The sequence below is a fragment of the Acinetobacter calcoaceticus genome, from assembly GCF_051947995.1.
GTDB lineage: Bacteria > Pseudomonadota > Gammaproteobacteria > Pseudomonadales > Moraxellaceae > Acinetobacter.
The window spans coordinates 85943-112722 of sequence record NZ_JBLVVH010000002.1 but is presented as its reverse complement, the minus strand read 5'-3'; the positions used below and the strand labels follow the sequence as shown (position 1 = coordinate 112722).

The window sequence follows — 26780 nt, the reverse complement described above, 5'->3', positions numbered from 1 at the left end:
TCACATTTTAGCATAAACTGTTCATATAAAAATCATCCGGCCTGTTTGGGAAAACTGTACGTTTTTTACATAGTATTGTTGATGCATATCCGCTTTATCTTCGGTATGATGAAAATCATCTAATTGATATAGAGAGTCTTTAGGAAAGATCATGGTCGAGGAATCCAGTCCGTCGTGGGGTATGCGTGGCTTAAGAAAATGGTTAGGTACCGCACCTGAAACCCGCGATGAATTACTCAAGTTAGTTCAAGACTCACGTCGCTTTTTAGAGCCAGATACTGTTGCCATGCTTGAGGGTGTTCTTGACCTGCCAGCAACAAAGATTCGAGAAGTCATGACACCGCGTACAGCGATCATCAGCTTGCAGGAAGACGATCAATTACTTGATATTCTGCATGTACTAATCGACTCTGCACATTCGCGCTTCCCGGTATTCTCAGCGGATCAAAGCGATAATGTGGTGGGCATCCTGTTAGCGAAAGACCTGTTACCTTTTTTAACTGAGCGTAATGTCAAAGTTGATATTCGTTCATTGATGCGCCAGCCCGTATTTGTGCCTGAAAGTGCACGTTCAGATCAGGTATTGCGTATGCTGAAAAATACGCAAACCCATATTGCCATCGTAATTGATGAATATGGCTCAACCTCTGGTCTCGTCACCCTTGAAGATATTCTTGAAGAGATTGTCGGCGAAATCGAAGATGAACATGATATTGCGGATGAAGAAGCGTTATATATCGTTCCGGATAATGACCCGACCACAGCAAATACGTGGATTGTGCAGGCACTTACACCAATCGAACATTTCAACACTATTTTAAATGCAGATTTTTCTGACGATGAAGTTGAAACTATGGGCGGTTTACTGCTGCAAGAAATTGGTTTAGTGAGCGATTTACAAGGTCAAACCATTGAGCTTGGCGATTGGCAATTTACCATTATTGAAGCAGATGCACGCACTATTCATCTGATTCGAGCTGTCCGTCAATGAGAACCTATTTTGAGAAGCTGTTAAATTCGTCTCAACCACAAAAACAGCTCCCTTTTATTTTTCCACTGTTGATTGCACTCATTTCGGGTGCAATCTTTAGTTTGGCGCTCGCCCCTTACTATTTCTGGTGGCTGGCAATTTTATCGCCTGCATTACTGTATGCCGTATTACGTCAGCGTAGCCCCCATCAGGCCTTTGCACTCGGTTGGGGCTATGGCTTTGGTTTATGGTTTGTCGGCGCGTTCTGGCTCTATACCTCCATCCATACCTATGGCGATACCAATGCCTTTTTAAGCGTGTTGATGATTGCCTTTATGGCGGCTGCAATGGGCTTGTTTACGGCATTTCAGACTTGGCTGTATCGTCGCTTTTTCCCAGAGACGCCGCTTACTTTTGCACCGCTATGGGTGCTGTTTGAGTGGGCAAAAACCTGGGTATTCACTGGTTTTCCGTGGTTATTCGCAGGTTATGCCTTCACTGAACGCCTATTAGATGGTTATGCACCTCTATTTGGTGTTTATGCTGTTTCTTTCGTTGTCATCGTATTGGCCTGTGCGCTGGTCGAGATTTTAAATCGTCGCTGGTTTTGGGCGGTGCCTTCCGCAGTTCTAGTTTTAGGTGCATGGGGCGCTGGATTTATTCAGTTTGTACAACCGAAAGCAGCCAAACCACTGAGTGTGTCTTTGGTTCAGGGAAACATTCCTCAAGACCTGAAATGGTTAACTGAATACCAGATTAAGACCTTAGAAATTTATGCCACGCTGACTCGTGCTGAATGGGGCCGTGACCTGATTGTCTGGCCAGAATCCTCGATTCCAATGTTCCAGACCGATATTCCAGAATTTCTGGAGGCGATGGATGCTCAAGCCAAGAAAACAGACAGTGCATGGGTGACCGGTATCCCGTATTGGGATATGGCGAAGTCACAGCAGGTCGGTGAGCCGTTGTATTACAATAGCATTATGGCTTCGGGCAGCGATTCGCATGGCTTGTATAAAAAGCAACGTCTGGTGCCGTTTGGTGAATATATTCCATTATCCGGCATGCTGAAATGGGTCCTGCCTGCAATGCAAAACGATGTCAGCATGAGCGGTTTCACACGTGGTGAGGCCAATCAGAAGCCGTTAACGGTCAAAGGTCATGCACTGGCAGCCGCCATTTGCTATGAAGTGGCTTATCCCAACCTGACCCGCCGTAATGCATCGAATAGTGACTTTCTCATCACGGTATCCAATGATGCCTGGTTTACAGGAACTGCCGGTCCTTGGCAACATTTGCAAATGGTACAAATGCGCGCCAAGGAAAATGGTCGCTGGTTTATTCGTGCCACCAATACTGGCGTGACTGCATTTATTGATCAAAACGGTCATATTGTAAAACAGGCACCAATGGATGAAGAAGCTGTACTTCGTGGTGAATTGCCTGCCATGCAGGGACAAACCTTGTATAACCGCTTAAGTGATTATCCAATCCTGCTTTTTTCAGTGCTGTTATTAATCGTTGGCTGGATTTACCGTCCACGTAAAGTCGATATTTCCTTTAAATCACGTCGATAATCACAACAACTTTGTGCCCAGAGGAACCTCAAACTCTGGGACGCAAAGTGCCACCTCTCCTGCCGCATTATGAAAACCTGTGACCAGACATTCTGATTGAATCGGACCAATCTGTTTCTTCGGAAAGTTCACCACAGCCACCACCAGTTTTCCAATCAAGTCTTCAGGCTGATAAAGTTTGGTAATTTGTGCACTGGATTTCCGAACGCCTAATTCTTCACCAAAATCGACCTGCAAGAGATAGGCAGGTTTTCGCGCTTGTTTAAATACCTCAGCTTGTATAATCCGACCGACACGTAATTCAACTTTAGTAAAATCATTCCATTCAATTTGTTGCATCTAGTTATTCTCTGCGATTTTCCAAGTCCTATGAAATATAGAGGATCTCTATTTTTAAATAAAGATGTACATTTTTTATTCCCTATGCTGATCCTTCATGCTAAATTAATTTTGCTCTTTATGAAGCCGTAAACGTTTACGTCAATCAACGTGCCAACATATCTCCAACAATGCGTGGAGCTATTTGATCAGGATATTCCATCTTTTGATCAGGCACTGGCGTTTGTTGGTTTACGGAGTAAAAAATGCAAAATTTCAGATCGTCTTCTTTTCGTTTTAAAAAGATTCCAAATCGTTACGCCGCAGTTGTTTTACCTTTTTTCCTGTCTATGATCATGACCTTTATCGTGTCATGTATCAGTACGATACGTAGCATGGGAGTAGAACAATTTTCGACTGACATCTGGCTTTCCGCTTGGGGTATCTCCTGGCTGATTGCCTTCCCGGTTCTGCTTCTGGTCTTGCCAATCGTACGTAAAATCACTTTCCTGTTGGTTCATGCGGGATAAGTTCAGGCAATAAAAAACGTAGATTTAAAATCTACGTTTTTAACGCTTCAGCTTTAAATGATTTAAAAGCTGATCGAGAATTGCAGGCTTAAATAAGCCACCAGACTGGATAAAAACAACATCGGAATATACCGATACGCCTTAAATAAATACTGTTCATATTTAGAAATCAGGTCAGCCCGATGCCACACCGTGGTTTTTAAAGCACTTAAAAAGCAAAGAACCAACCACGCACTGAACATGCTTAATGCAAAGAAACCAATCATAATCTGGCTACCGCCCTCAGTGGCTTGCCATAAGGTCAATGCACCTTCACTCATCGGCAATAACGTTAAAATGAGCAACACAGATTTAAGCATTGCCCAATGAAACTGATTCAGTTCATCCAACATAAAAAATGCTTTCATCTGATTTCTCACACTTGCGTTCAAAGGTCTGATTTATTATGCAAAGCTTTGATCTAAAGAAACAGTCTATTTTTCTGCATAATTTCTTTTTCTTGTAACTATTAAATATGGGAATAATTCTTATTATAACTCTCACATATTCAACATTTTATTCTATCTTTATTTTTCAACAAGTTATAAATTAATTATTAATTAAGAAACATTATCACTTCACTCTAGATTTAATAACTCAAAAGTGAAGTGATATTTTTATTTAATCATTAAGGCTGATAATAAATATCGGCATCATTGCCTTCGCCACCTTCTTTACCATCCGCACCAAACGAATATAAATCAAATGGACGACCTTCACGACCTGGAATCACATACTGTAAATCATTTTCCCAGCTGTCTTTTGGATAACCACCTTTTACATAACCACCTGGTAACCAGTTTTTCGCTGAGGCTGGCTGGTTCACCAACGCATCTAAACCGCCATCTTGCATCGATGGGTAACGGCCATTATCTAACTTATATTGATCCAGTGCCCCCGCAACACCCTTTAAGGTAATACTGGTGGTATCCACTTTAGCCTTTTCACCACGACCCATCACGTTCGGAACGATCAGTGCAGCGAGAACACCTAAAATTACAATAACCACCATCACCTCAATGAGGGTAAATCCTGAGGCACGATTCATTCGAGCAACGCTCGAACGTGCCGCAAGACGAGAAGCTAGGCTTCGAGTGGCAGGATTAAGATTATGCTCGGACTCTGAGTTGCAAGATTCCGCAAGACCAGAAACTGTGCTTTGAGTGCAAGGATTCAAGCTTTGTTCAACATTGTGCTTATTCATTGAATTATTCATATTCATCTCTTTCATGTCACTCATCAGATCATATTGTTCATATTAATAATTGGCAACATTACCGCAATCACAATCACCAATACAATTGCTGCCATAAAAATCAGCATCAAGGGTTCAAGCAAGGCTAGTAACGTAGAAATAAAGGTGGTCACCTCACGGTCCTGCATGGTTGATGCACGATCCAGCATACGATCCAGTTCACCAGAGGCTTCTCCACTTCGGATCATTTGTACCATCATCGGCGGGAAATAACCGCAACGTTCCAGTTGTGTTGCCAAATTTCCCCCTTCTGTTACACGTTCCATCGCCACTTCAATGGCATCACGAATGACCCAGTTATTACTGACTTCGGCGCCAATACGTAAGGCTTCCACCAAAGGCACACCTGAGCGGGTCAAAATGGATAAGGTACTGGCAAAACGTGCTGCATTTATACCACGCGAAAGTTTACCAAATAGTGGCAATCTGAGCGTTAATCGGTCAAATGCATAATGTCCTGCCGTCGTTCTTAAAAATCGGGTAAATAAAATAATGAATACGACAGCAAGAATGAGCATGCCGATCCAGGTATGCCGGATAAAGGCACTGGCCTTCATCAAGGCGACCGTAATCCACGGCAAAGCTTCTTTACTTTGTTCAAAGGTCTTGACGATTTCAGGCACCACATAGGTCATCAAGCCCATCACAATGCCGAAAGACATCAGCATCAGTACGATCGGATAAATCATCGCACCCTGAACTTTCTTTTGCATGGCAAAACGGTTTTCAGTGTAGTCCGATAACTGATCCAGAATCAGATCCAGATGACCTGAACGTTCGCCTGCCGCCACTGTTGCAATATATAGTTCGGGAAAGCGTCCTGACTGCTGCATCGCTTTTGCCAGTGAATGCCCTTCCAGAACTTTGGAACGTACCGCAATCAATAGATTGCGGACATGCGCTTTTTCACTTTGTTTACTGACGGCACGCAGGGCTTCTTCCAGCGGAATCCCGGCTGCCACCAATACCGAGAGTTGACGTGTCATCAATGCCAGATCATAGGCACTAAAGCTTTTTTTAAACCACGAACGCTGTTGCTGTTTGTCTTTTTGCTCAACCGCATCGACCGCGATCGGGGTCCAGGCTTTATCGCGTAACTGTTGGCGAATCTGGCGTGCGGAATCCCCTTCCAGCACACCTTTTTGTTGCTTTCCAGAGGCATCAAGCGCAGTAAATTGATAAGCAGGCATGGTTCTGTTCTAATTGTCCCAAAATAGTCGTTGTTAAGTGCATCCGTGTATGGTCTGAGGAACGTGGTTCCACATGAAATTCATCGACATAACGCATAGCACTTTAGCATAATTCTATGAGATGCCGTCATGCCTTATTTAAGTTGTTTTAAGCGATCATACAACTTAAAAAGCTGAAAATATCAATATACACTTTATATGAATGAAGCCGATATGCCGACCCAAAATTCTAGCACTGTTGTTTACCGTATTCGCGTTGCCATACCGGTGTATCTGTATGATACCTTTGATTATACGGTTAGCGCAGCGCAATACGCTCAGGCACAGGTTGGCGCGCGTGTTGCGATTTCATTTGGGCGGCAAAATCTGGTCGGGATCATCACTGAAAAAGTCAATCCAGACGAAGTCTTTACCGGTCAGTTCAAACTTAAAGCCATTACGGAATTACTCGATCAGGAAGCGATTTTAGACCAACAAGTTTTAACTTTGTTGACATGGTCAGCCCAATATTATCAATTTCCGATTGGCGAGGTCATGCAAAGTGCCTTACCGACCTTACTCAGACAAGGTCGTGCCTTAGATATCCTGTTTCATCTTTGGAAAATCACACCCCATGATGACCCAGCCTCATTATTAAAACGTTCGCAAAAACAATATGACGCCTATCAGGTATTAAAACTGCATCCGCATGGCACCACTGAAAATGTCTTAAACCTGAGCGGGGTGGAAACCTCGACCCTGAAAGCGCTAGAAAAGAAAGGCTTGGTTGAGTGCTGTCTGGAGCCGCATGATTTTACCCCGACACCGGTGCAACTGGCGCAAGTTCCCTTAACACCGAATGAAGACCAGAAAAAAGCCATTCAACATATTCTCAAGGCACAACATCATTATCAGGCTTTTTTACTCGATGGTTTGACGGGCAGCGGCAAAACTGAAGTTTATCTGCAAGTGATGCATGAGGTATTAAAACAAGGGAAACAAGTACTGGTGCTGGTCCCGGAAATTGGCCTCACCCCGCAAACCGTTTCACGTTTTAAGTCACGCTTTCATTGTGATATTGCCTTACTGCATTCAGGGCTGAATGACTCAAAACGGCTACAGGCATGGCAACATGCACAAACCGGCAAAGCCTCGATCATTATTGGGACACGCTCTGCAATTTATACTCCATTGCCCAATCTGGGACTGATTATCCTAGATGAAGAACATGACCTCTCGTATAAACAGCAAGAAGGCTTCCGTTACCATACCCGTGATGTCGCCTTATATCGCGGACATTTGCAGAACTGTCCGGTGATACTTGGCTCTGCGACGCCAAGTATCGATAGTTATCATCTGGTTGAGTCTGGAAAGCTGGAACTGCTTGAACTGAATCAACGTGCAGGCGTGGCGGTTTTACCGAAAATGCATGTGGTGGATTTAAAGATTGCAAAAAAGCAGCATGGTCTCAGCCAGACCTTGATTCAGCAAATCAAGCATACGTTAGAGCGCAAAGAACAAGTCCTGATCTTTTTAAACCGACGCGGTTATGCGCCGATCCTGATGTGTGAAAGCTGCGGCTGGCAAGCCAACTGTCCACATTGTGATGCACACTTTACCCTGCATTCACAGCCTTACCACTATTTGCATTGTCATCATTGCGGAACCATCAACCGCTTGCCAGACCATTGTCCTGCATGCCAGAAACAGAGTTTGAAAACCATTGGGGCAGGAACGGCGAAGCTTGAGGAACATTTACAGGAACTGTTCCCGCACAATGAGGTAATTCGGGTTGATCGTGACAGTACCAGCCGGGTCGGTAGCTGGCAGAAAATTTATGACCGGATCCAGCAAAACAAACCAAGTATCTTGCTGGGCACGCAAATGCTGGCGAAAGGCCATCATTTCCCGCATGTGACGCTGGTTGCGATTCTTGATATTGATGCAGGCCTGCTCAGTGTCGATCCACGTGCGCCTGAACGGACTGCACAATTGATTGTGCAAGTGGCCGGACGTGCTGGACGTGGTGAGCATAAAGGCAGTGTCTATTTACAAAGCTTACGCCCTGATCATCCAATGCTAACCACGCTGATTGAGCATGATTATCGTACCGTTGCCAAACAAATGCTGGCTGATCGCAAAATTGCCATGCTGCCGCCTTATCGTTATACGGTACTGGTTCGGGTGGAATCGAAAGATCGCGACTATAGCCAACACTTTCTGGCCGAGATTGCCCAGCAACTCAGGAGCATGGCGGGTGATCTGGTCGATATCTGGGGCCCAATCCCCGCACCGATGGAGCGTAAAGCAGGCCGTTATCGTGCTCACATGGTGATTTTATCTACCGATCGGGCAAAACTGCACTTTTATTTGCGTCAATGGTGGCAACAAGTGGTACATTTACCACGACAGCATCAACTCAGGCTTTCCATTGATGTTGATCCACAAGAGTTTAGTTAAGATAGTTTAGGTGCACCTTATAAAAGCCCCATCTTGGATTGGTCTTTTTAAGCTTTACTCATTTGAGTTCGTCTAAACAGAATAGAAAAATTGAGGCATTCGATGTCCTTACTGCTCCCCATTATTTTTTTACTGGCTGCGACTTTAATTTTTGTGCCCTTGGCCAAGCGCTATATGGGCACAACAGTTTTAGGTTATCTCATCGCAGGGCTTGTACTCGGTGTAAATGTTTCTGGGCTGATTGAAGATCCTCAACTGATCCAGTCACTGCTCAATCTAGGCATGATGGCGGTCATGCTGTTTCTAGGTCTAAGCTTTCGACCTGTACAACTGTGGCTGCAACGTAAAAGTATCCTTAAAAGTACGGGCCTTCAACTTGCAGTCATCATCCCGCTTTTAGTCGGTGCAGGTTTCCTGCTGTTTCATCAGTTGCAGGGCAGTCTCATTCTTGGCTTTGCACTAGCCCTCTCCGCAGTGACTTTAGTACAGCAACTGCTAGAGAAAAAACAGCAACTGCATAGCCCGTTGGGGCAAGCCTGTTTGGCAACACTGCAATTTCAGATTTTTATTACCGTGATTCTGATTGCGCTGTTTCCTTTGCTGGAAGATACTGCATCGACAAGACACGGGATTGCTTATTTTGCAGCAATCATTGCCACGATTTCAGGTCTGTTTCTCGCCAGTCGCTATCTGGTACGTCCAGCCTTCCGCTTTTTAGCACAAAAAAACAGTATTCAACTCATCCCTGTGCTGAGTGCCCTGATTATTGTCTCGGTCATTCTGATTATGGATATTTTGAATATTCATGTCTTGATTGGTGCATTTTTGGCAGGCTTATTACTGGCAGAAACCGAATTTAAAGCTGAAGTTGAACGTATTCTTGCACCTTTTAAAGATGCGGCCATCGGGTTATTTTTTCTGGCGATGGGTTTAGGCCTTTCATTAGAACCTATAACTCAAACCCCTTTACTGATCCTGGGTTCAATCTTTGGGCTGATCCTGATCAAGTCCGGTGTGATTGCAGCCATCCATTATTACCAGCAACGTCATGCCCGACGTAGTACCCTGTTTGCCATCACCTTGGCGCAAAGTGGTGAACTGACCTTTATTTTGCTCAAACTGGCAGAAAGTGAAAATTTACTTGGCAAGGCCTTATTACAGCCTGCCTTGCTCATCGTCTTCGGCTCGATGTTATTGACGCCGCTGCTGTACTGGCTCTTTGATACAGAAATTTTGCCACGGTTGCAGAACAAAGTACCTGTTGTACCTGAGGATGTACCACAACATCCAATCCTGATTGTCGGTTTTGGACGCTTTGGGCAAGTGGTTGCCCGTGCTTTACATGCTCAAGGTAAACACTTTAGCGTGATTGACAGCAACCAGCCTGATGCTGATTTTATTGAACAATATGGACACCGGTTTTTTGATGCCGATGTGACTCAGGTTGAGAACTTACGTGCTGCCGGAATCGAATATTGCAAACTCCTGATCCTCGCCATTGATGATGTTGAAGACAGTATGAATCTGGCACGTTATCTGCGTTTGAATCATCCGGACCTGACCCTGTTTGTACGGGCACGCGACCGACATCATGCGCATTTGCTCAATAGTTTAGGCATTCAATATATCTGGCGTGAAACCTATGCCGCTTCACTGGAGATGGCCCAGCAGGCGTTAATTGAAGCGGGTCTGTCAAACCTTGATGCACAAACGCAGATAGAACGTTTTAAGCAACAGGATGAACTGCTGCTGATCCAGCAACACTGGGTACAGGAACAGCAAGAGGTTATTGAATATTATCCGAGTGCGATTGCAGAACTTGAGTATTTATTTGAAAACACAAAAACTTTGCAGACTGATCGCACGCGCAGTGATCAAAACACACAAAGTGATGCAAATTCACTCAATGAAACATCTTGAGTTTTAGCAAACTGACACCATTATTGACTGCATACATGCACCTTTTTATAAAGCCCTCAGTGCTTTTCAAAGCAGCGCATTGCTTTGTTTTCCCTGTGCGGGATACTGGAGAAAAATATGTCTGATTTACGCCAACGCTTTTTTATTGAGGACTGCCCTGTTCGCGGTGAAGTGGTGCATCTGGAAGAAGCATTACAAACCATTTTGGCGCAACGCGAATATATGCCTGCAGTACAAAGCCTGTTGGGCGAAATGTTAAGTGCGACTGCATTACTTGCCAGCACACTGAAAATCCGTGGTCGTATTAGCTTACAGATTCAGGCAAGCGGCACCTTCAAATGGGCCATGGCTGAATGTAACCATTTGGGTGAAGTCCGTGCCTTGGCTGATTATGAAGAAGACCCAAGATTTGTCGAAGGCCATGATAGCCGTACGGTACTGGCAGCATTAACCAATCCGGTTCTGTTCATTAATATTGAACCTGAACACGGTGAACGCTATCAAGGGATCGTACCGCTTGATCAACCGACCTTGGCCGGCTGCTTAACGCAATATTACGATTTATCGGCCCAGATTCCGACGCATATTGTCTTGGCGACCAACAGCAAACGTTCAGGCGGCTTATTGATTCAGCTGCTTCCTCGGAATGATGAAGAAGAACAAAAACTGGTCGACGAAGACCTATGGCCTCGTCTGACCATGCTCACTGAAACCTTGAAACCGGAAGAACTGACCGACCTGTCAGCCAATGAAATCCTCTATCGTTTGTATAACGAAGAAGAGGTGCGTTTGCCTGAAGTTGAGCAGTTAAAGTTTGGTTGTACCTGTTCAAAAGAGCGCTGTGCCAATGCCCTGATTCAGATTGGTGTAGATGCAGTGCATGAAACTTTAGAAGCACAAAACCCGATCCAGATGGATTGCCAGTTCTGTAATACACGCTATGAATTTACGGCAGAAGAAGCCTTGGCTTTATTCGGTGAACATTTAAGTTAATTCATTCAATGTTGAAAATAAAAAAAGACGGGCTTCCGTCTTTTTTTATTTTGTATTAAGGTCTACCCGATAAAACAATGTTCAAATCTCCTTATAATATCGACCTTATGATTAATCTATGAATTACTTTGAATATGTACTGTTTATTGTGAGTGTGGTGGTGCTAATCGCCACGCCGGGGCCTGTCATGATTCTGGTGGCCAGTGCCGGACTCAAAGGCGGTTATAAAAAAGCGCTACAGACCATCTTTGGAACCAACTTTGCCTCTTTGATCCTGATTTTTATCTCAGTGCTGATTCTCAAAGGCTTTCTGAGCATTGATGAAAATTACCTGAAAGCCATTCGGGTATTCGGTTGCCTTTATATTGCCTATCTCGGTTATAGCATTATTAAAGAAGTCATTCAGGCGCCGCATCCTACTGCGATTCAAACCGTATCGGCACAAAATGGCGGTTTTAACAAAGGATTTCTGGTCGGCATCTCCAATCCCAAAGATATTATTTTCTTCTCGGCATTTTTCCCGCAGTTTATTTCAATTTCACCCCATATCAATTTTAGTCTCAGTCTATTGACGGTGACCTGGATTATTCTGGATTTCCTGACCTTATCTTTGGTTTATCTATTCTTCCGCCGCCTTTCACAAAGCAGTGTTTACCCAAAAATTCTCGGCTTATGCGGAGTATTGCTGGTCTTGATTGCGCTCTATGGTCTGATCGAAACCTTTATCTAGGCATTTAAACCCGCCACAATAAAACCATTTATACGCTGTGCATACATTCAGACAGAACAAGTCTTATACAATCGAATCCATTGAAATCTCTTGGATTCGTTTCATAATGAAAGAAACACAACATTATTATATTTAAAGATCATGGCAAAAAATTATTATGAAGAGCTAGGTGTTTCCAGAGATGCCTCAGCAGATGCAATCAAAAAGGCCTACCGAAAACTGGCACGTAAATATCATCCTGACATCAGCAAAGAAGCCGATGCGGAAGCCAAAATGCAGGCGATCAATGTCGCCTATGACACCTTGAGCGATAGTAGCAAAAAAGCTGAATATGATCAGATGCTGGACCACCCTCAAGGCTTTTCCAACTTTGGTCAAGGCAATCAAAGCGGTTTCGATGGTGCGCAGTTTTATCGCCAGAGTTCAGGTGAAGGAGCAGATTTTAGTGGTTTTGAAGACCTGTTTGGCCGTTTCGGTTCAGGCTTTGGCGGCGGACAACAACGCTCTCAACGCCAACAGCGTAGTTATCGTGGTGAAGATCAACATGCCAGCATTCAGGTCGATCTAGAGATTGCCTACCACGGTTCAACCCAGCAAATCACATTACAAATTCCGACTTATAACGTCTATGGTGAACCTGAGGTTCAACGCAAAACCTTGGAAGTTAAAATTCCAAAAGGCATGAAGGAAGGTCAGCAAATCCGTCTCAATGGTCAAGGCCAGAGTGGCATCAATGGCGGTGCAAATGGCGATCTTTATATCGAGATTCAGTACAAGGATACTGACCGGATTCGTGTTGAAGGCGCTGACGTCTATCAAACCATTGACGTCAGCCCTTGGGAAGCAGGTTTGGGACAAGGTATCGAGGTCAATACCCCTGCTGGACAACTCAAGGTCAACTTGCCGAAAAACGCCAAGAACGGACAGCAATTACGTTTAAAAGAGAAAGGCATTCCCAACAAGATTGCGGGACATCTGTACCTGATTATCAATATTGTTTTACCGCCAGCGCACAGTGAACAAGAGCAACAGGCTTATCAACAATTTGCCGATGCCTTTGCTGCATTTAAACCTCGTGCCTCATAAGGAGTAAGATCATGACAACGATTCAATACAAAGAAATTCAATATGACGGTCACTGCCAAGTTGAAATCATTGATGAACAATTGGCACTTGATCTTGAACACTTTGCCGAAGCATGTGGTCAAAGTACCGACTGGGTCCTCAAGCTGATCGATTATGATATTTTGCAAATCTCTGTTGACCCACAAAGCTATCAGTTTATTGGTGAAGATGTCAGCCGTGCCAGACGTGCCTATCGCCTGCAACGCGACTTTGATGCAAGCCTGTCAGCTGTAGCCGTGATGCTGGATTTAATCGATGAAGTGCAACAGCTACGTAAACAGCTCAAACATTTTCATTAAAGGATTTAGTATGACCAAGTTCAAACTATTTTAACTTGGTCATTTTCTCCACTTCTTTCAGCGTTTGCTTAATCGGTTCGTAGTCCAAAAACCATAACAAATTCAGATTACGCTGCTTATGCTGCTGTGCCAGCAAATCAATTACACTCCGCTCACCGCGCCCAACCAGATGCTGACGATAGAAATAATAGAGCAGCAACACGGTACTCATGAGCATCACACCCAGCATGATCCAGAACCCGACAGGTGATTTCAGCCCGGGAATAAACTCGAAGTTCATCCCATAGATACCTGTTAATAAGGTCAATGGCGCAAAAATGGCAGTGATAATGGCTAATATGCGCATGTTTTCATTGGTCTGGTTGGCAATCGCAGAAAAGTGCAAATCGATAGCCGACTGAATCGCATTACGCAAGCGTAAGGTATGTTTCTGTACCCGCTCGACATGGCTCATCAGATCATTCAAACGTACCAGCAAGATATCTTGTGCCTTATGTTTATGCTCACCCACGACATGATGATAATTATCCACCAGCTCATCTCTAAACTCCTGCAAGGTTTCAATCTGTTCCTCACATAAATTTTCGATTTGCTGGAATGCCATGTCTTCATGAAATAACTGATGCCATTGCTTAAAACGACGATTGCCCTGTAACAATTGCTGTTGCCAATATTCCACCCGACGGGTGAGCGGAGTCCGTAGATTCAGATAACCATCAATCATGCTATTCAGTAAACGCAAGCAAAGATCTGCGGGTGTGGCAGGCAATTTACGCGGTTTATTCTGCTCGGCGATCGGACGCCCCATAATCGTCTGAATACGCTGAATATAACTCTCTACTGCCTGATTCCCCTGTTCTCTGACACTGACCAAAATCGTAGGGGTCAAGATAAAACTCATCGGTGTGGTGGCAAGTCCAAATACGCTCTCATGGGATTCCAGCACATTCTCGCTTTCAAGAATCTGGTCATCTGGGCTAATGAGTTTACGGAACACCAGCAGGTCATATTCTTCTACCGTATCAAAAGCACAAGGATGCTCGATATTGAGTAAGTCGCGCATATGAAATTCGTTCAAGACCAATCCCGTATGCCGACAAATATCACTTTGCCAGGTCTCGGTATGATTGACCAGATCCTGTCTTAAACTATCGACCCACAAAAATTCCAGCGCATGTTCTGCTTGTTGTTCTGTACTAATAAAAATTGTATTTTCGCTGTTATGACGATAAAAATAATAAAGCTGCATAGGACAAGATGAATTTGGATAGCTATTGAAATGCTGCCATGAAGCGTCATAAAAAGCTATCGCTATTCAAACAAGCGCTTTGCCATTCCATAAAAAAAGCCTCACAGGGAGGCTTTTTTAACAGATCAAAGATTATGCATCTTCTTTAACGATACCGTGTTTTAACGCCAGATCAAGTTGTTCTTTATCTAATGCTTTATCCCATTTCGCAACCACAATCGTTGCACATGCATTTCCGACCAGGTTGGTTAATGCACGACATTCAGACATGAAACGGTCAATCCCTAAAATCAGTGCCATCCCTGCGACTGGAATTGCAGGTACGACTGAAAGTGTCGCTGCCAAGGTAATGAAGCCTGCACCAGTGATCCCTGCTGCACCTTTAGAGCTCAACATCGCCACCAATAGAATCGTAATCTGCTGAGTCAGCGTCAATTCGATATTACAGGCCTGCGCGATAAACAAGGCTGCCAAGGTCATGTAAATATTGGTACCATCCAGATTAAATGAATAACCTGTCGGAATCACCAGACCGACCACTGATTTCTCACAGCCTGCCTTTTCCATTTTCGCCATCAATGAAGGTAATGCGGCTTCAGATGAACTGGTTCCGAGTACCAACCAGAGTTCATCTTTAATATAACGGATCAGATCAATAATCGAGAAACCGTTATAGCGTGCAACAGCGCCCAGAATGACGATCACAAACAGTAATGCGGTAATATAGAAGGTCGCGATCAGCAACATCAGATTACCAATCGAGCTAATGCCGTACGCACCAATGGTAAATGCCATGGCACCAAATGCACCAATCGGCGCGAATTTCATTAACATCCCGACCAGCGTAAAGACAGGATTGGTCAGTTGTTGAAGAAAGTCTGTAACTGGACGACCTAAATCGCCTGATTTTGCCAATGCCAAACCAAATAATACGGCAACAAATAGCACTTGAAGAATCTGTCCCGATACGAACGGGCTCACCAAGGTATCCGGAATAATATTCATTAAGAAGCCGGTGATTGAAGACTCATGTGCTTTGGCTGCATATTCGTCAACTTTGGTGCTGTGTAAGGTACTTGGATCAATATTTAAACCATGACCTGGTTCAATCACATTTCCGACAATCAGACCAACAATCAAAGCTAAGGTTGAAAAGGTCAGGAAGTAAATCATTGCCTTCCCGGTCACCCGCCCAACACTTCCAATGTTTTTCATGCCCGCGATCCCCGTGACAACGGTCAGGAAAATCACTGGGGCAATAATCATTTTCACCATTTTAATGAAGGCTTCGCCCAGCGGCTTTAAGCTTTCACCAAACTCAGGAAAGAAATGACCGAGTAGTATCCCCGCTACAATTGCGAAGATCACTTGTACATAGAGAATTTGATAGAACTTTGGTTTCTTGGGAGGTTGTTGGTCATCTTGACCTGCGGCTACATGATCGACAAGCATGTGCAATATTCCTTCATATTGAGATGAACAAATAGACTTCCGACTGTCTATCTAAAACCACATAAATACGGCAGGCACGGAAATTTGGGGAATTCTACGTTAGTTGTAGGGCTCACATTTAAAATATTAGACTAATGTCTAATATAAAAGCCACTTATGTTCATAATTTCTACAGCTTATGCCCAAAATGTTTAAAAATTATGTCCTGAATAATCATCCAGTTAATAAAAAAAGCGCATTGTGTAAACAATGCGCTTTTTAAGTCGAAAGACCGGGCTAGCTTATGCTTGCTCGATATCTTTCATTGTCAACTTGATACGACCACGGTTGTCGACATCAGCAACCTGTACTTTTACTTCCTGACCTTCTTTCAATACGTCAGTCACATTCGCAATACGCTCATTCGAGATTTGCGAAATGTGAAGCAAGCCATCAGTACCTGGCATGATGTTAACGAACGCACCAAACTCAACGATACGGATGACTTTACCATCGTAGATTTTACCTGGTTCAACTTCTGCAGTAATCGCCTGGATTTTTGCAATTGCAGCTTTCGCAGCCGCTTTGGTTTCACCAAATACGCGTACGGTACCATTGTCTTCGATATCAATCGCAGCTTTGGTTTCTTCAGTGATTTGACGGATGGTTGCACCACCTTTACCAATCACATCACGGATCTTGTCTGGATTGATGTTAATGACTTCAAATGTTGGTGCATTGGCACTGATTTCTGCACGTGCACGTGAAATCACTTTATTCATTTCATTAAGGATGTGCATACGACCTGCATAAGCCTGATTCAATGCAACTTCCATGATCTCTTCAGTGATACCTTCGATCTTGATATCCATTTGAAGTGCAGTAATACCATTTGCCGAACCTGCAACTTTAAAGTCCATATCACCTAAGTGATCTTCATCACCCAAGATGTCAGAAAGTACTGCAAAACGCTCGCCTTCTTTCACCAAGCCCATTGCGATACCCGCAACTGGTGCTTTAAGCGGAACACCGGCATCCATAAGTGATAATGAAGCACCACATACAGAAGCCATTGAAGATGAACCGTTAGATTCAGTGATGTCAGAAACGATACGAATCACGTACGGGAAACGGTCAGCCGCTGGAAGAACCGCTTGAACACCACGACGCGCTAAACGGCCATGACCGATTTCACGGCGCTTAGGACCAGATTCACGACCAGTTTCACCGACAGAGTATGCTGGGAAGTTATAGTGCAACATGAAGTTGTCGGTTTTGGTACCGGCAAGCGTATCTACCATCAACGCATCACGCGTGTTACCCAAAGTCGTTGTAACCAACGCCTGAGTTTCACCACGTGTAAATAATGCAGAACCGTGTGCACGGTCTAATACACCTACTTGTACGTCAATACCACGAACAGTTTTGGTATCACGACCATCAATACGTGGCTTACCTGACAAAATGTTGTCACGTACGGTGCGGTATTTAAGGTCTTCGAATAATTCATTGACTTCGTCAGCAATACCCGTTTCGTCATTTTCAGGAACGAACTGAGCAACTGCTTCTGCATAAAGTGCATCAAGTGCCGCATAACGGTCTTGTTTGATTGCAATGGTATATGCTTCAGAAATCTTCGCTTCGAAAGCTGCTTTTAATTGCTCAAGAAGCACTTCGTTTTTGCTTGGAGCAACCCAAGTTGATTCTACTGCGCCCGCAGCAGCAGCAAATTCTTTAATCGCTTGAATGGCGATTTGCATTTCGTCATGACCGAATAGAACAGCACCAAGCATTTGGTCTTCTGAAAGCTCTTTCGCTTCAGACTCAACCATCAATACTGCAGATTCAGTACCCGCAACCACAAGGTCAAGGTCAGATTGTGCAAGTTGTTCAAAGTTCGGGTTAAGAACATATTCACCGTTGATTAAACCAACACGCGCACCACCGATTGGACCACGGAATGGTGTACCTGCGATTGACAATGCAGCAGAAGTACCGAGCATTGCAGCAATATCGGCATCCATGGTTTTGTCAGAAGAAACAACAGTTGCTGTGACTTGAATCTCGTTGAAGTAACCTTCTGGGAACAACGGACGGATTGGACGGTCGATCAGACGTGAAATTAAAGTTTCAGCTTCAGACGCACGGCCTTCACGCTTACCGTAACCACCCGGGATACGACCAGCAGCATATTGTTTTTCTTGGTAGTTTACAGTTAACGGGAAAAAGTCTTGACCCGCTTTTGCTTTAGGTTGGGCAACCACTGCAACCAGAACAGTTACGCCACCCATGGTCACTAACACGGTATTGGCTTGACGTGCAACACGACCCGTTTCTAAAACAACCTGATGTTGACCGAATTGGAATTCTTTACGAATGATATTAAACATTGACATGTATTATATTTTCCTAGTTTTATTCTAGTGAGACCCCTAAGGTTTGGCATTCAGACCACCACTAGCGTGTGGATAAATGACAAAGCTTAGAAGCCATCGCACTAGATCAAAATTTTTAAATAAATTTAAACACAAAGAAGGAGCGAACAAGCGCCCCTTCTAAACTCACCTAACGGAAATTAGGTGAAACTCTCTTTTCAGCGATAAGGCATTGCAACATGCGAAATAGCGAAAACAAAGTAAAATCGAATTAACGACGTAAACCTAATGCGCCGATCAAAGCAACATAACGACCGTGATCTTTACCGTTTAAGTAGTCAAGTAATTTACGACGTTGGTTTACCATACGGATCAAACCACGACGGCTGTGATGGTCGTGTTTGTGTTCTTTAAAGTGACCTTGCAAATCATTGATTTGCGCAGACAATAAAGCAACTTGTACTTCAGGTGAACCAGTGTCGTTTTCAGCACGAGCAAATTTAGCGATGATCTCTGCGCGATCTGCGTTAGTTAAAGCCATTCGATTTCTCCGAGATGCTTAAAAAATAAAATGATATTGATCAGTTGAAACCAACTGACTGCCGTGCATCACTACAGCAAGGCGCTATTTTAAGTGATCTATCGCTATATTGCAAAATTGTTTTATGTTGCTTGGCATTTCGGCAGCTGACAGCATTGTACAAAATAGGCACACTAGCCTTGCTCTGTTTAGATTGATGACAGGGAAAAAAGAAAATGAAAAATTGCGAGGGATGCGTGAAAATTTTATCGACCAATACCTGCTACGTGCCAGATGACCTTAATCAAGTGATTCGCAGCAAAGATGAAGTGTCAGCGGACTTGGGTGGCATGACCGAAAAACAGCTTCAAAAAATCTGGCACAGTGTTGAATCCTTATATAAAACGGGGAATTATCCACTCATCACTTTATGTTTACGTCGTCAGGGACAGATACTGTTAAACCGCAGTATTGGATATGCACAAGGCAACTCGACTGAAGGCTTGGCGGCGGATGCCAAGATTGCCACACCCGATACGCCTGTCTGCCTGTTTTCTGCCTCGAAAATGGTGACAGCAATGTTAATTCATATGCTGGATGAACGTGGCGAGCTAAATTTACTTGATCCGATTAGCTATTACATTCCCGAATATGGCGTCAATGGCAAACGCCGCGCCACCATTTTCCATTTACTTTCCCATCGTGGCGGCATTCCACGTATTGATCATGAAGTCACGCCAGAACTGCTATTTAACCAGCAAGACATCTTAAAGCTGCTGTATGCTGCAAAACCGGTTTCCCCTTCGGGTACCCACCTTGCCTATCATGCTGTCACTGCCGGTTATATTCTGGGTGAAATTGTTCAGCGGGTCACAGGGCAAAGTGTTCGTGAGTTCCTCGCCGAGCATATCGAAAAACCGATGGGGTTGGACTATTTCAACTACGGTTTAAAACCTGAATATCGTGACGATGTTGCTCTCAACTATGCCACCGGCATTCATCCGAGTCTGGGCACCGACTACTACCTCAATCACGTATTAGGCGGTGGTCTGCAACTGGCGGTGGATGTCACCAATGATCGTCGCTTTATGGACACCATTTGTCCTGCAGGCAACATCTATACCAGTGCTGAACAGGCGGGCCGTTTCTTTGAAATGTTGCTGAGTGGTGGTGAGTATCAAGGCAAGCAGATCATGAGTGCCAAAACCGTATTCCGTTCCACCTTGCCAACATCGGGTGTCAGTCTGGATCGCACCCTGCTGGCACCGATGCGCTATGCGCTGGGGCCAATGCTGGGCAGCAATCCAGTTGGCTTATTTGGGCCAATGACAGGACAGGCCTTCGGTCATATCGGTTTCTCCAATATTTTATGTTGGGCGGATCCTGAACGTGACATTAGCGTATCGTTGCTCACCACAGGTAAATCAGTCGTAGGGACACATCTGCCTGCACTGGCAAAAACGCTATACCAGATCTCTAGCAATTGCCCGAAAATTCCGAAAAACCAGCGCCGGTCGCTATTTGCGACAGATCGTACTGAGGCGGATCTGGTCTAACCTGTAAAGTAAACAGTTCCAAACAAAAAAGCCCAAGTTTCAACTTGGGCTTTTGCGCTGAGGTTTTATTATTATCACTTTGCTTTGTTTTTATTATTAACTCTTCTTCTCCTTTCACATTCATACCCTCTGAATGTTTTATCCACATCATGTTCTTACTTATTCTCTGTTATCGCATGTGTGTTGTTTCTATACTGACTATTCTGTCAGAATCAATTATGGAGAAAAATAGCATTTTTCTTATCTCTGTGTAAGAAAAAACGTACAAGTCTGTATAACATTTAACTTAATAATAACAAAAAATTGTTCTACAACAGAATTCTCATTTCTTGTTTTTATCAGACTAAATTAAACCTGCATAAAGTGACAAAAACATGAATGTTCACGTTTTTAATCATAGGACGGCCAGATCTGAAGGTTGATAAATATGTCGTGCCTGAATAGCGAAAATAAAAAAGCCCTGTAGTCTCTCCCAAAACTACAAGGCTTAGCGGCTGTAAGTTTCCTCTCTTATCACTTACTTCACTGTAAGTTCGCTGTCATCACGACGTTATTATTATATTTTTGCGATTTACCTCGCATTCCATGCCAGGCTCTTTGTGGGTACATAATCTCAAAAAGCACTCATTTGCTCTAGCGACAATATCTCGAATCCTTGTAAGCTTTTACTTACAAACGCTTATATTTTGAAGTAAAAGTTCACAATATGAGCAAATTGATCTTTTGCACTAAACCACTACGGCGTACTGTGCGGGTGGTAAGCGCCTGTAACAGAGCATTTGGATCAGCCAGAATACTGACCACTTTTTTGGCCCGGGTTACTGCGGTATAGATCAATTCCTGACTCAGCAATTTCTTCGCACCGGCATCCAGTACAATCGCGGTATGGGTAAATTCGGAACCTTGCGATTTATGAATGGTCAAGGCAAAAGCAGTCTGCATGTTACGCGGTAAGCGATGCGCCGCGATCCATTTATTCAGGCTAGGAAAAAAGACTTCAAATTGTTGTGGCTGGGATCTGTGTTTAAAGCAAATCCCGATATCGCCATTGGAAATACCAAGCTGGTAATCATTATAGGTCATCATTACTGGACGCCCGATATACCAGTCCCCTACAGCAATCTGTCTGAGTTGCTGGTTTAGCCATTGTTCGGCATGACGATTTAACTGTTCAATCCCCAATTGTCCGTGCCGGATCGCGGTTAAAATCCGATAATCATCAAAGCGCTGTATTACCTGTTGAATATATTGCTCGGGTTCGTCTGCCTTTATATACAGCTTTAGCGCATCTATATAGCCTTGAAAGCCATACATCAGTTTCTGCTGGGCGCTGCTAATATCCGTCTCATGCTGTTGCGGCAGATATTCAAGTTGAATCAGGTCAGACATGTCTTTAGACAAAGCAACGGGTTGCAAGGCGGTTGCGGCCACAATCTGGCGTTCCAGATTTTCCAATACAGCATCCACATCGGTCTGATGTTGCTGGGCCTGAATAAATCTTGCCAGTTGTCCAATCTTGGCCTCCCCGGAGAAACGGCGACTGGTTTGCAGTTGCACCCGATTCTCGGCCAATGCAGCGACTTGCTGTAAATCTGCCAAGACAGAACCCACATCCACCGAAGCCAGCTGATTGGCATCTCCCAATAAAATGAGACGGCAATGATCAGGCACGGCTTCAAACAAAGCAGTCGCCAGATTTAAATCCAGCATGGAGGCTTCATCGACCACAATCACATCATAGGGTAAAGGCTGTTTCTGGTTAAAACGTGGAATCTGCCGATTGCCCATGCCCAGTAGTCGATGCAAGGTCTGGGTATTTTGATGACGTAATTCATCGCTAATCAGCCCCGATGCTAACAGTTTCGGATCATTAAACGAGTTCTGTAAGGCTTCCTGCATGCGTTGGGCAGCCTTCCCCGTTGGTGCCGCCATGGCAATACGAATATCAGGAATCATCTGGTTCAGGGCTGCAATAATACGTGCCAGAGTAAAGGTTTTACCTGTCCCCGGACCGCCGGTAATAATACTCAAACCTTGTTGCAACACCATTTTCAAGGCATTCTGCTGATGTTCATCACTGAGCAGGTCATGATAATTCGCCGCCTGAAGGGTTTGAATCGTTTGTCGCTTTAATCGACAAATCTGTTCCGCGAGGCGTTGCTCTAGTTGCCAATATCGGTATAATGCCAAGCCCTGCTGATCGTAGACGCACGGCGCCACCTGACTGGTAGCAGCCTCACTCGAAACGGCAAGGTCACCAAGCACTTCAAGCTGTAATGGATTGACTTCAATACAGCTGTCGCCTTGCAAGCTGGCTTCAACCAGTTGCTGTAATATTTGCGCAGCCCCAACTGTTTGGGCAGATTGAGAAAAAGTTGCCTGTGTCAGGTACTGACTCCACATATTCAACCAGGTGATTTGCTCAGACTGATCATCCACATGCTTTTCCACAGAGTTATCCTCAAACTTACCCACACGCTTGTCCACAAGGTTATAAACAGTCTTATCCACAAGTTAAGCTTTTGTTTAGTTTAAATTCACACATTTTATCTACACCATTTTTCCAGCTTTATCCTCAGAGAAATATCCAAGAATGGCGTCTAAACGCAAGATAAATTCGTCTTCAGGTTTCCAGTACAGACAACCCTGTTGTGCTTGCCCATTCATGCCCCGTAAATACAAGTAAGATGCACCACCCAAATGCTGCTCAATGCTGTAATTCTGCAACTTCACTCCGAGATAGCGATGCAACGCCACCAGATATAAAGCCGCTTGTAGCCAGTAGCTGGAAAGCGACATACTTTCTGCGATCTGCTCATGTTGATAATCGGCTTGGGCCGTGCCTAAATAATTACTTTTATAATCGGCGATATGGTAGCGCTGACCGTCAAAGTAAACCAGATCGATGGAACCATTCAGATAGCGGGCAGACCGGGCCTCAAGCAGTTCGGGCATGTGGATGCCGTACTCTTCAAACAGTTGCTGTACACGCTGCATGGCCAGTACCCGATCCGACAATGCCAGATAGAAAGGACATTCCGACAGATATTGTCCCGCAAGCAGTTGCTTTAATTGAAAGCCCTGATAGAGGGGCGTCACCACCACATCCTGCAACCAGTCAGCGATCCATTCATACAGTTGCTGTTCTGGCTGCGTCTGCTCCGGAAACTGCTGCTGATACTGTTCAAGCAATTCGACCCATAAACTTTGATAAGTATTTTTAAAACGGCGGCGAATTTCCTCAATCCACGTTTCCGGACGTTGAAAATCAATCTGCTCGAAGATTTCATGCAGAAAGTTGCCGGCCAGCGTGCCTTTCGGAAAATACTGTTTAATCCATGCAATCGGTTGAGAGCTCGCTAAGGCTTGGCTAGTGGCAAGATGCAGTTCATCTTCTGCCTGTTCAAAGTCGGCATCGGTATTCGCCAAGCGATCAACACGATTGGCCTTATGTTTGAGATGCTGTGCCAGATAACTAAAACTGGTCTTGCCACGTGCGTAAAAGCGTTGCTCCGGTAAGGGCTGGGCAGCAAGCGGGAACTTCTGTTTGCCTTGCTGCTGGTAGGTGGCATAAGGCCGTTCCAGTACCAAAGCCTCATCTGCGCAGCAAGGATGCTGGAAAGCATCGCCTTGGTTCTTCCAGAATGCCAGTCCGGAAAATCTGTTTTTATCGCCTTTCTCAGGTTCAAATACCGCATAGACCCGATGGCTGGCACGGGTCAGCGCCACATACCATAAGCGGTTTTGCTCAGCCAGCGCGCGTTGCTGATGCTGATCCAGTTCAGCCTGCTGGAGAAAGTTTTTATCGGCGACGGCAACCACCCGTTGGGTACGGATCAATCCGGTTTCCGGATGCTGAATCTCGGCAGTGGAAAAGTTTAAACTTTTCTGCATTTCCGAAAAGGCTTTATTGGCACCGAGCAGAAACACGATTTTATATTCCAGCCCCTTGGACTGGTGAATCGTCATCAACTGCACACCGGCTTCACTAGACAGCTTATGTTCGAGCTCCCATTCACGGTCACTGGGTGAATGTAGTTGCTTGAGATACCAGTGATACAGGTTCTGTATGCCTTGCACATGTTCGCTGTGCTGACTCAGAATATCGGTGAGATGGCGTAAATTGACCACCGCACGCTCATTGTCCTTGCTTTGCGTTGCCACCAGTTGCTGCCAGATACCAAACTGGTTGAGACAACGTTGCCATGCCGCCAGAAACCCCTGATTGAGCCACATTTCCCGTATTTCATCCAGTTGCTGGATATAACTACTCAAGCCTGCCGCACTCTGTTCCAGCGCCAATAGTCGACTTAAGTCAAAACCGAATAAACGACTGAGTAAAGCACGTTTTAATTTGGCTTCATCATAAGGATGAAGAATGGCAGTTAACAATGCCCCGACATCCTGTGCAATGGCTGAATCAAACACACTGCGCTTAGATGGACGATTAACGCGAATCCCCAAACGTTCCAGCACATATTGAACTTCATCCAGTTGGCGATGGCTACGGGAAAGGACCGCAATATCATCTTCGCAAATGGCTTTAGGATTTTCATCCTCCAAATACAATTCTGCGGCATGTGCCTGATTAAGCAGGGTCTGGATTTTCCAGGCCACTTGGGTAGCCTGTTCATTGCCCTCCTGTAGCTGTAACCAGCGTAATGGTGCAGGATTGATCTGGTTATTTTCAATCAGGGCAGGATGTGGACGTGAACCAGCCTGAATCGGGTCATAGACGACCTGCTCACCAAAGTCAGTCTGCCGCTGGAACAGGCTGTCCACTACCTCAACCAGCTCTTTCACTGAACGATGGTTATGAATCAGCTTATAGACCCGCCCCTGCTTCGCCACAATATCCTGATAGGCATTCAGAAAGGTCAGCATATCCCCGCCACGGAAACCATAAATCGCCTGTTTACGGTCTCCCACCATGATCATACAGCCCTTCTGATAGCGCTGCGGATGTCGCCAGATACTGGCCAGCATGTCATCCTGATCCTGATTGGTATCCTGAAACTCATCCACCAGAATTAACGGATAACGGGCCTGTACAAAAACAGCGAAACGTTGTCCCTGTTCGCCTTTTAAAGCCTCGGATAAGGTTTTAATTTGCTGGGAAAATGTGGTTTCACCCTTTTGCTGTAAAACCTGAGGCAACCTTTTCCTGACCTCAATACACAGGTAGGCTTTTAGATACACCTGCAACTGCTCAAATTGTTGTTGAGTGTGTTGTAGTGCCTGACAAAGTACCTGTAACTGCACGATCGCGGGATGCTGGTAAAAACCTTCACTGATGTCTGCAGGGCATTTCTTAAAAATTTTCTGCTGTTCGAGCTTGTCTAAAAACTTGAATACGGCATCGCGATCTACCTCAAAATAAGCATCAAACACCTGTAGCGGTGATGCTTGTTTCAAAGCATTTAATAGGGCTGGACAATGTACTGTAAATAGCTTATTGAAGGCATGATTACGGAAAGAGCTGCCATTGATATGCACATAATGCACACCATCCAGATCAAAATAAGCCGCAAGCGTCTCCAGCTGAATCTGTTCAGCTTGCTGTTGCCACTGCTGCAGTTGCGCCAGCTCAATCTCGGGCATGGCCGGCAGCTTAAATTGAGCCGAACTAAAGTTCAGGGAGCTTTCGACCATGGATACAAAATGATCCACACTCTTCAGCCCCCCTACACTATAAAGTGCATCAATCACCTGTTGCGGTTGGGCTTGAATCCACTCACGTAACACATCATGAATCAATTGACGGGTATAGCTTTTTGCATCATCGGTAATCTGCGCCGCTTCGATCTTGCCACTTTCAAAGGCAAACTCCCTGAGCAGCTTCTGGCTAAAGCTGTCCAGCGTCCCGACAAACAGTTCATCGAACTGGTCAATCACCAGTTTCAAGCGTTCACAGGCATAGGCAATACGCGGCGCAAAAGTCTGCAAAACCTGCTGTTTAAGCGGGTCTGGCTCTTGGGCTGCCAATATCTGAATATCCTGTTCCAGCACGCTACGTAATGGTTCCAGATAGTTTTGCATTTCCACCAGACGTAAACGGATACGGCTTTTTAACTCGGCAGCCGCTGCACGGGTAAAGGTGGTGGCAATCACCTGATTGGGCAAATATTTTTCTAAGAAAATCCGCACCATTAAACTGGACAGGGTAAAGGTTTTACCTGTTCCTGCCGAGGCTTCGATCAGGTGTAAACCTTCAAATTGAATATCACGAATCGGTTGTAAAGACACAGGATAGCGCGCGTTCAT

The 26780-nt window shown here is 44.7% G+C and carries 20 protein-coding genes; 10 read left to right on the top strand and 10 right to left on the bottom strand.

Annotated features, from left to right (window positions below; translation table 11 throughout):
- The first annotated feature begins 151 nt into the window (after window positions 1–151).
- Together ACNQO6_RS03605 and lnt are read left to right on the top strand one after the other, a co-directional pair.
- The gene (locus ACNQO6_RS03605) at window positions 152–991 is read left to right on the top strand and encodes an HlyC/CorC family transporter (RefSeq protein ID WP_004774169.1); all 840 of its coding nucleotides are present in this window, start codon (window positions 152–154) and stop codon (window positions 989–991) included.
- Window positions 988–2547: an apolipoprotein N-acyltransferase gene (gene lnt, locus ACNQO6_RS03600; protein WP_440208119.1), complete on the top strand. Its 1560-nt coding sequence runs from the start codon at window positions 988–990 to the stop codon at window positions 2545–2547. Before ACNQO6_RS03605 ends, lnt begins: the two co-directional genes overlap by 4 nt.
- On the opposite strand, the gene ACNQO6_RS03595 is transcribed toward lnt, so the two are convergent.
- Window positions 2548–2886: a tRNA-binding protein gene (locus ACNQO6_RS03595; protein WP_312050468.1), complete on the bottom strand. Its 339-nt coding sequence runs from the start codon at window positions 2884–2886 to the stop codon at window positions 2548–2550.
- Between the two features lie 245 nt (window positions 2887–3131).
- On the opposite strand from ACNQO6_RS03595, the gene ACNQO6_RS03590 reads away from it, so the two are divergent.
- Window positions 3132–3395 carry a DUF2798 domain-containing protein gene (locus tag ACNQO6_RS03590; protein WP_440208118.1) on the top strand — a complete coding sequence of 88 codons (264 nt, stop codon included), beginning with the start codon at window positions 3132–3134 and terminating at the stop codon, window positions 3393–3395.
- Between the two features lie 62 nt (window positions 3396–3457).
- Here the strand turns inward: ACNQO6_RS03590 and ACNQO6_RS03585 are convergent, their stop codons facing one another.
- The 3 genes from ACNQO6_RS03585 to gspF all read right to left on the bottom strand — a co-directional run bounded on the left by ACNQO6_RS03585 (window position 3458) and on the right by gspF (window position 5879).
- Window positions 3458–3802, bottom strand: coding sequence for a hypothetical protein (locus tag ACNQO6_RS03585; protein ID WP_440208117.1), 345 nt, complete (start codon window positions 3800–3802; stop codon window positions 3458–3460).
- 260 nt (window positions 3803–4062) lie between these two features.
- Window positions 4063–4674: a type II secretion system major pseudopilin GspG gene (gene gspG / locus ACNQO6_RS03580; RefSeq protein ID WP_440208116.1), complete on the bottom strand. Its 612-nt coding sequence runs from the start codon at window positions 4672–4674 to the stop codon at window positions 4063–4065.
- Entirely contained in the window at window positions 4674–5879 is a 1206-nt protein-coding gene (gene gspF, locus ACNQO6_RS03575) for a type II secretion system inner membrane protein GspF (RefSeq protein WP_005280799.1), read from the bottom strand. Before gspF ends, gspG begins: the two co-directional genes overlap by 1 nt.
- 213 nt (window positions 5880–6092) lie before the next feature.
- Here gspF and ACNQO6_RS03570 point away from each other — a divergent pair, with 213 nt between their 5' ends.
- From ACNQO6_RS03570 to ACNQO6_RS03545, 6 genes are all read left to right on the top strand, one after another.
- Window positions 6093–8318, top strand: a complete 2226-nt coding sequence (locus ACNQO6_RS03570; RefSeq protein ID WP_440208115.1) for a primosomal protein N' — start codon at window positions 6093–6095, stop codon at window positions 8316–8318.
- Window positions 8319–8420: 102 nt separating this feature from the next.
- Window positions 8421–10238: a cation:proton antiporter domain-containing protein gene (locus ACNQO6_RS03565; RefSeq protein WP_440208114.1), complete on the top strand. Its 1818-nt coding sequence runs from the start codon at window positions 8421–8423 to the stop codon at window positions 10236–10238.
- 117 nt (window positions 10239–10355) lie between these two features.
- The gene (gene hslO, locus ACNQO6_RS03560) at window positions 10356–11231 is read left to right on the top strand and encodes an Hsp33 family molecular chaperone HslO (protein ID WP_005280808.1); all 876 of its coding nucleotides are present in this window, start codon (window positions 10356–10358) and stop codon (window positions 11229–11231) included.
- A gap of 118 nt (window positions 11232–11349) precedes the next feature.
- A complete protein-coding gene (locus ACNQO6_RS03555; RefSeq protein WP_440208113.1) occupies window positions 11350–11961 on the top strand; it encodes a LysE family translocator in 612 nt (203 codons plus the stop codon).
- Window positions 11962–12102: 141 nt separating this feature from the next.
- Entirely contained in the window at window positions 12103–13047 is a 945-nt protein-coding gene (locus tag ACNQO6_RS03550; RefSeq protein WP_440208112.1) for a DnaJ C-terminal domain-containing protein, read from the top strand.
- An 11-nt stretch (window positions 13048–13058) separates the two neighbouring features.
- A complete protein-coding gene (locus ACNQO6_RS03545; protein ID WP_005226501.1) occupies window positions 13059–13385 on the top strand; it encodes a chaperone modulator CbpM in 327 nt (108 codons plus the stop codon).
- Window positions 13386–13410: 25 nt separating this feature from the next.
- On the opposite strand, the gene ACNQO6_RS03540 is transcribed toward ACNQO6_RS03545, so the two are convergent.
- From ACNQO6_RS03540 to rpsO, 4 genes are all read right to left on the bottom strand, one after another.
- The gene (locus tag ACNQO6_RS03540) at window positions 13411–14634 is read right to left on the bottom strand and encodes a magnesium transporter CorA family protein (protein WP_199974193.1); all 1224 of its coding nucleotides are present in this window, start codon (window positions 14632–14634) and stop codon (window positions 13411–13413) included.
- Window positions 14635–14766: 132 nt separating this feature from the next.
- Complete coding sequence (locus ACNQO6_RS03535; protein WP_005226497.1) at window positions 14767–16086, bottom strand: dicarboxylate/amino acid:cation symporter; 1320 nt, start codon at window positions 16084–16086, stop codon at window positions 14767–14769.
- A gap of 281 nt (window positions 16087–16367) precedes the next feature.
- Entirely contained in the window at window positions 16368–18455 is a 2088-nt protein-coding gene (gene pnp / locus ACNQO6_RS03530; protein ID WP_343580417.1) for a polyribonucleotide nucleotidyltransferase, read from the bottom strand.
- Window positions 18456–18711: 256 nt separating this feature from the next.
- On the bottom strand, window positions 18712–18981 hold the full coding sequence (rpsO, locus tag ACNQO6_RS03525) for a 30S ribosomal protein S15 (RefSeq protein WP_004774141.1): 270 nt from the start codon (window positions 18979–18981) through the stop codon (window positions 18712–18714).
- 236 nt (window positions 18982–19217) lie between these two features.
- On the opposite strand from rpsO, the gene ACNQO6_RS03520 reads away from it, so the two are divergent.
- On the top strand, window positions 19218–20516 hold the full coding sequence (locus ACNQO6_RS03520; protein ID WP_440208362.1) for a serine hydrolase domain-containing protein: 1299 nt from the start codon (window positions 19218–19220) through the stop codon (window positions 20514–20516).
- Between the two features lie 699 nt (window positions 20517–21215).
- Here ACNQO6_RS03520 and recD read toward each other — a convergent pair.
- Window positions 21216–22919 (bottom strand): exodeoxyribonuclease V subunit alpha, encoded by a 1704-nt coding sequence (gene recD, locus ACNQO6_RS03515; protein WP_440208361.1) that lies wholly within the window; start codon window positions 22917–22919, stop codon window positions 21216–21218.
- A 147-nt stretch (window positions 22920–23066) separates the two neighbouring features.
- Window positions 23067–26780 carry a UvrD-helicase domain-containing protein gene (locus tag ACNQO6_RS03510; RefSeq protein ID WP_440208111.1) on the bottom strand — a complete coding sequence of 1238 codons (3714 nt, stop codon included), beginning with the start codon at window positions 26778–26780 and terminating at the stop codon, window positions 23067–23069.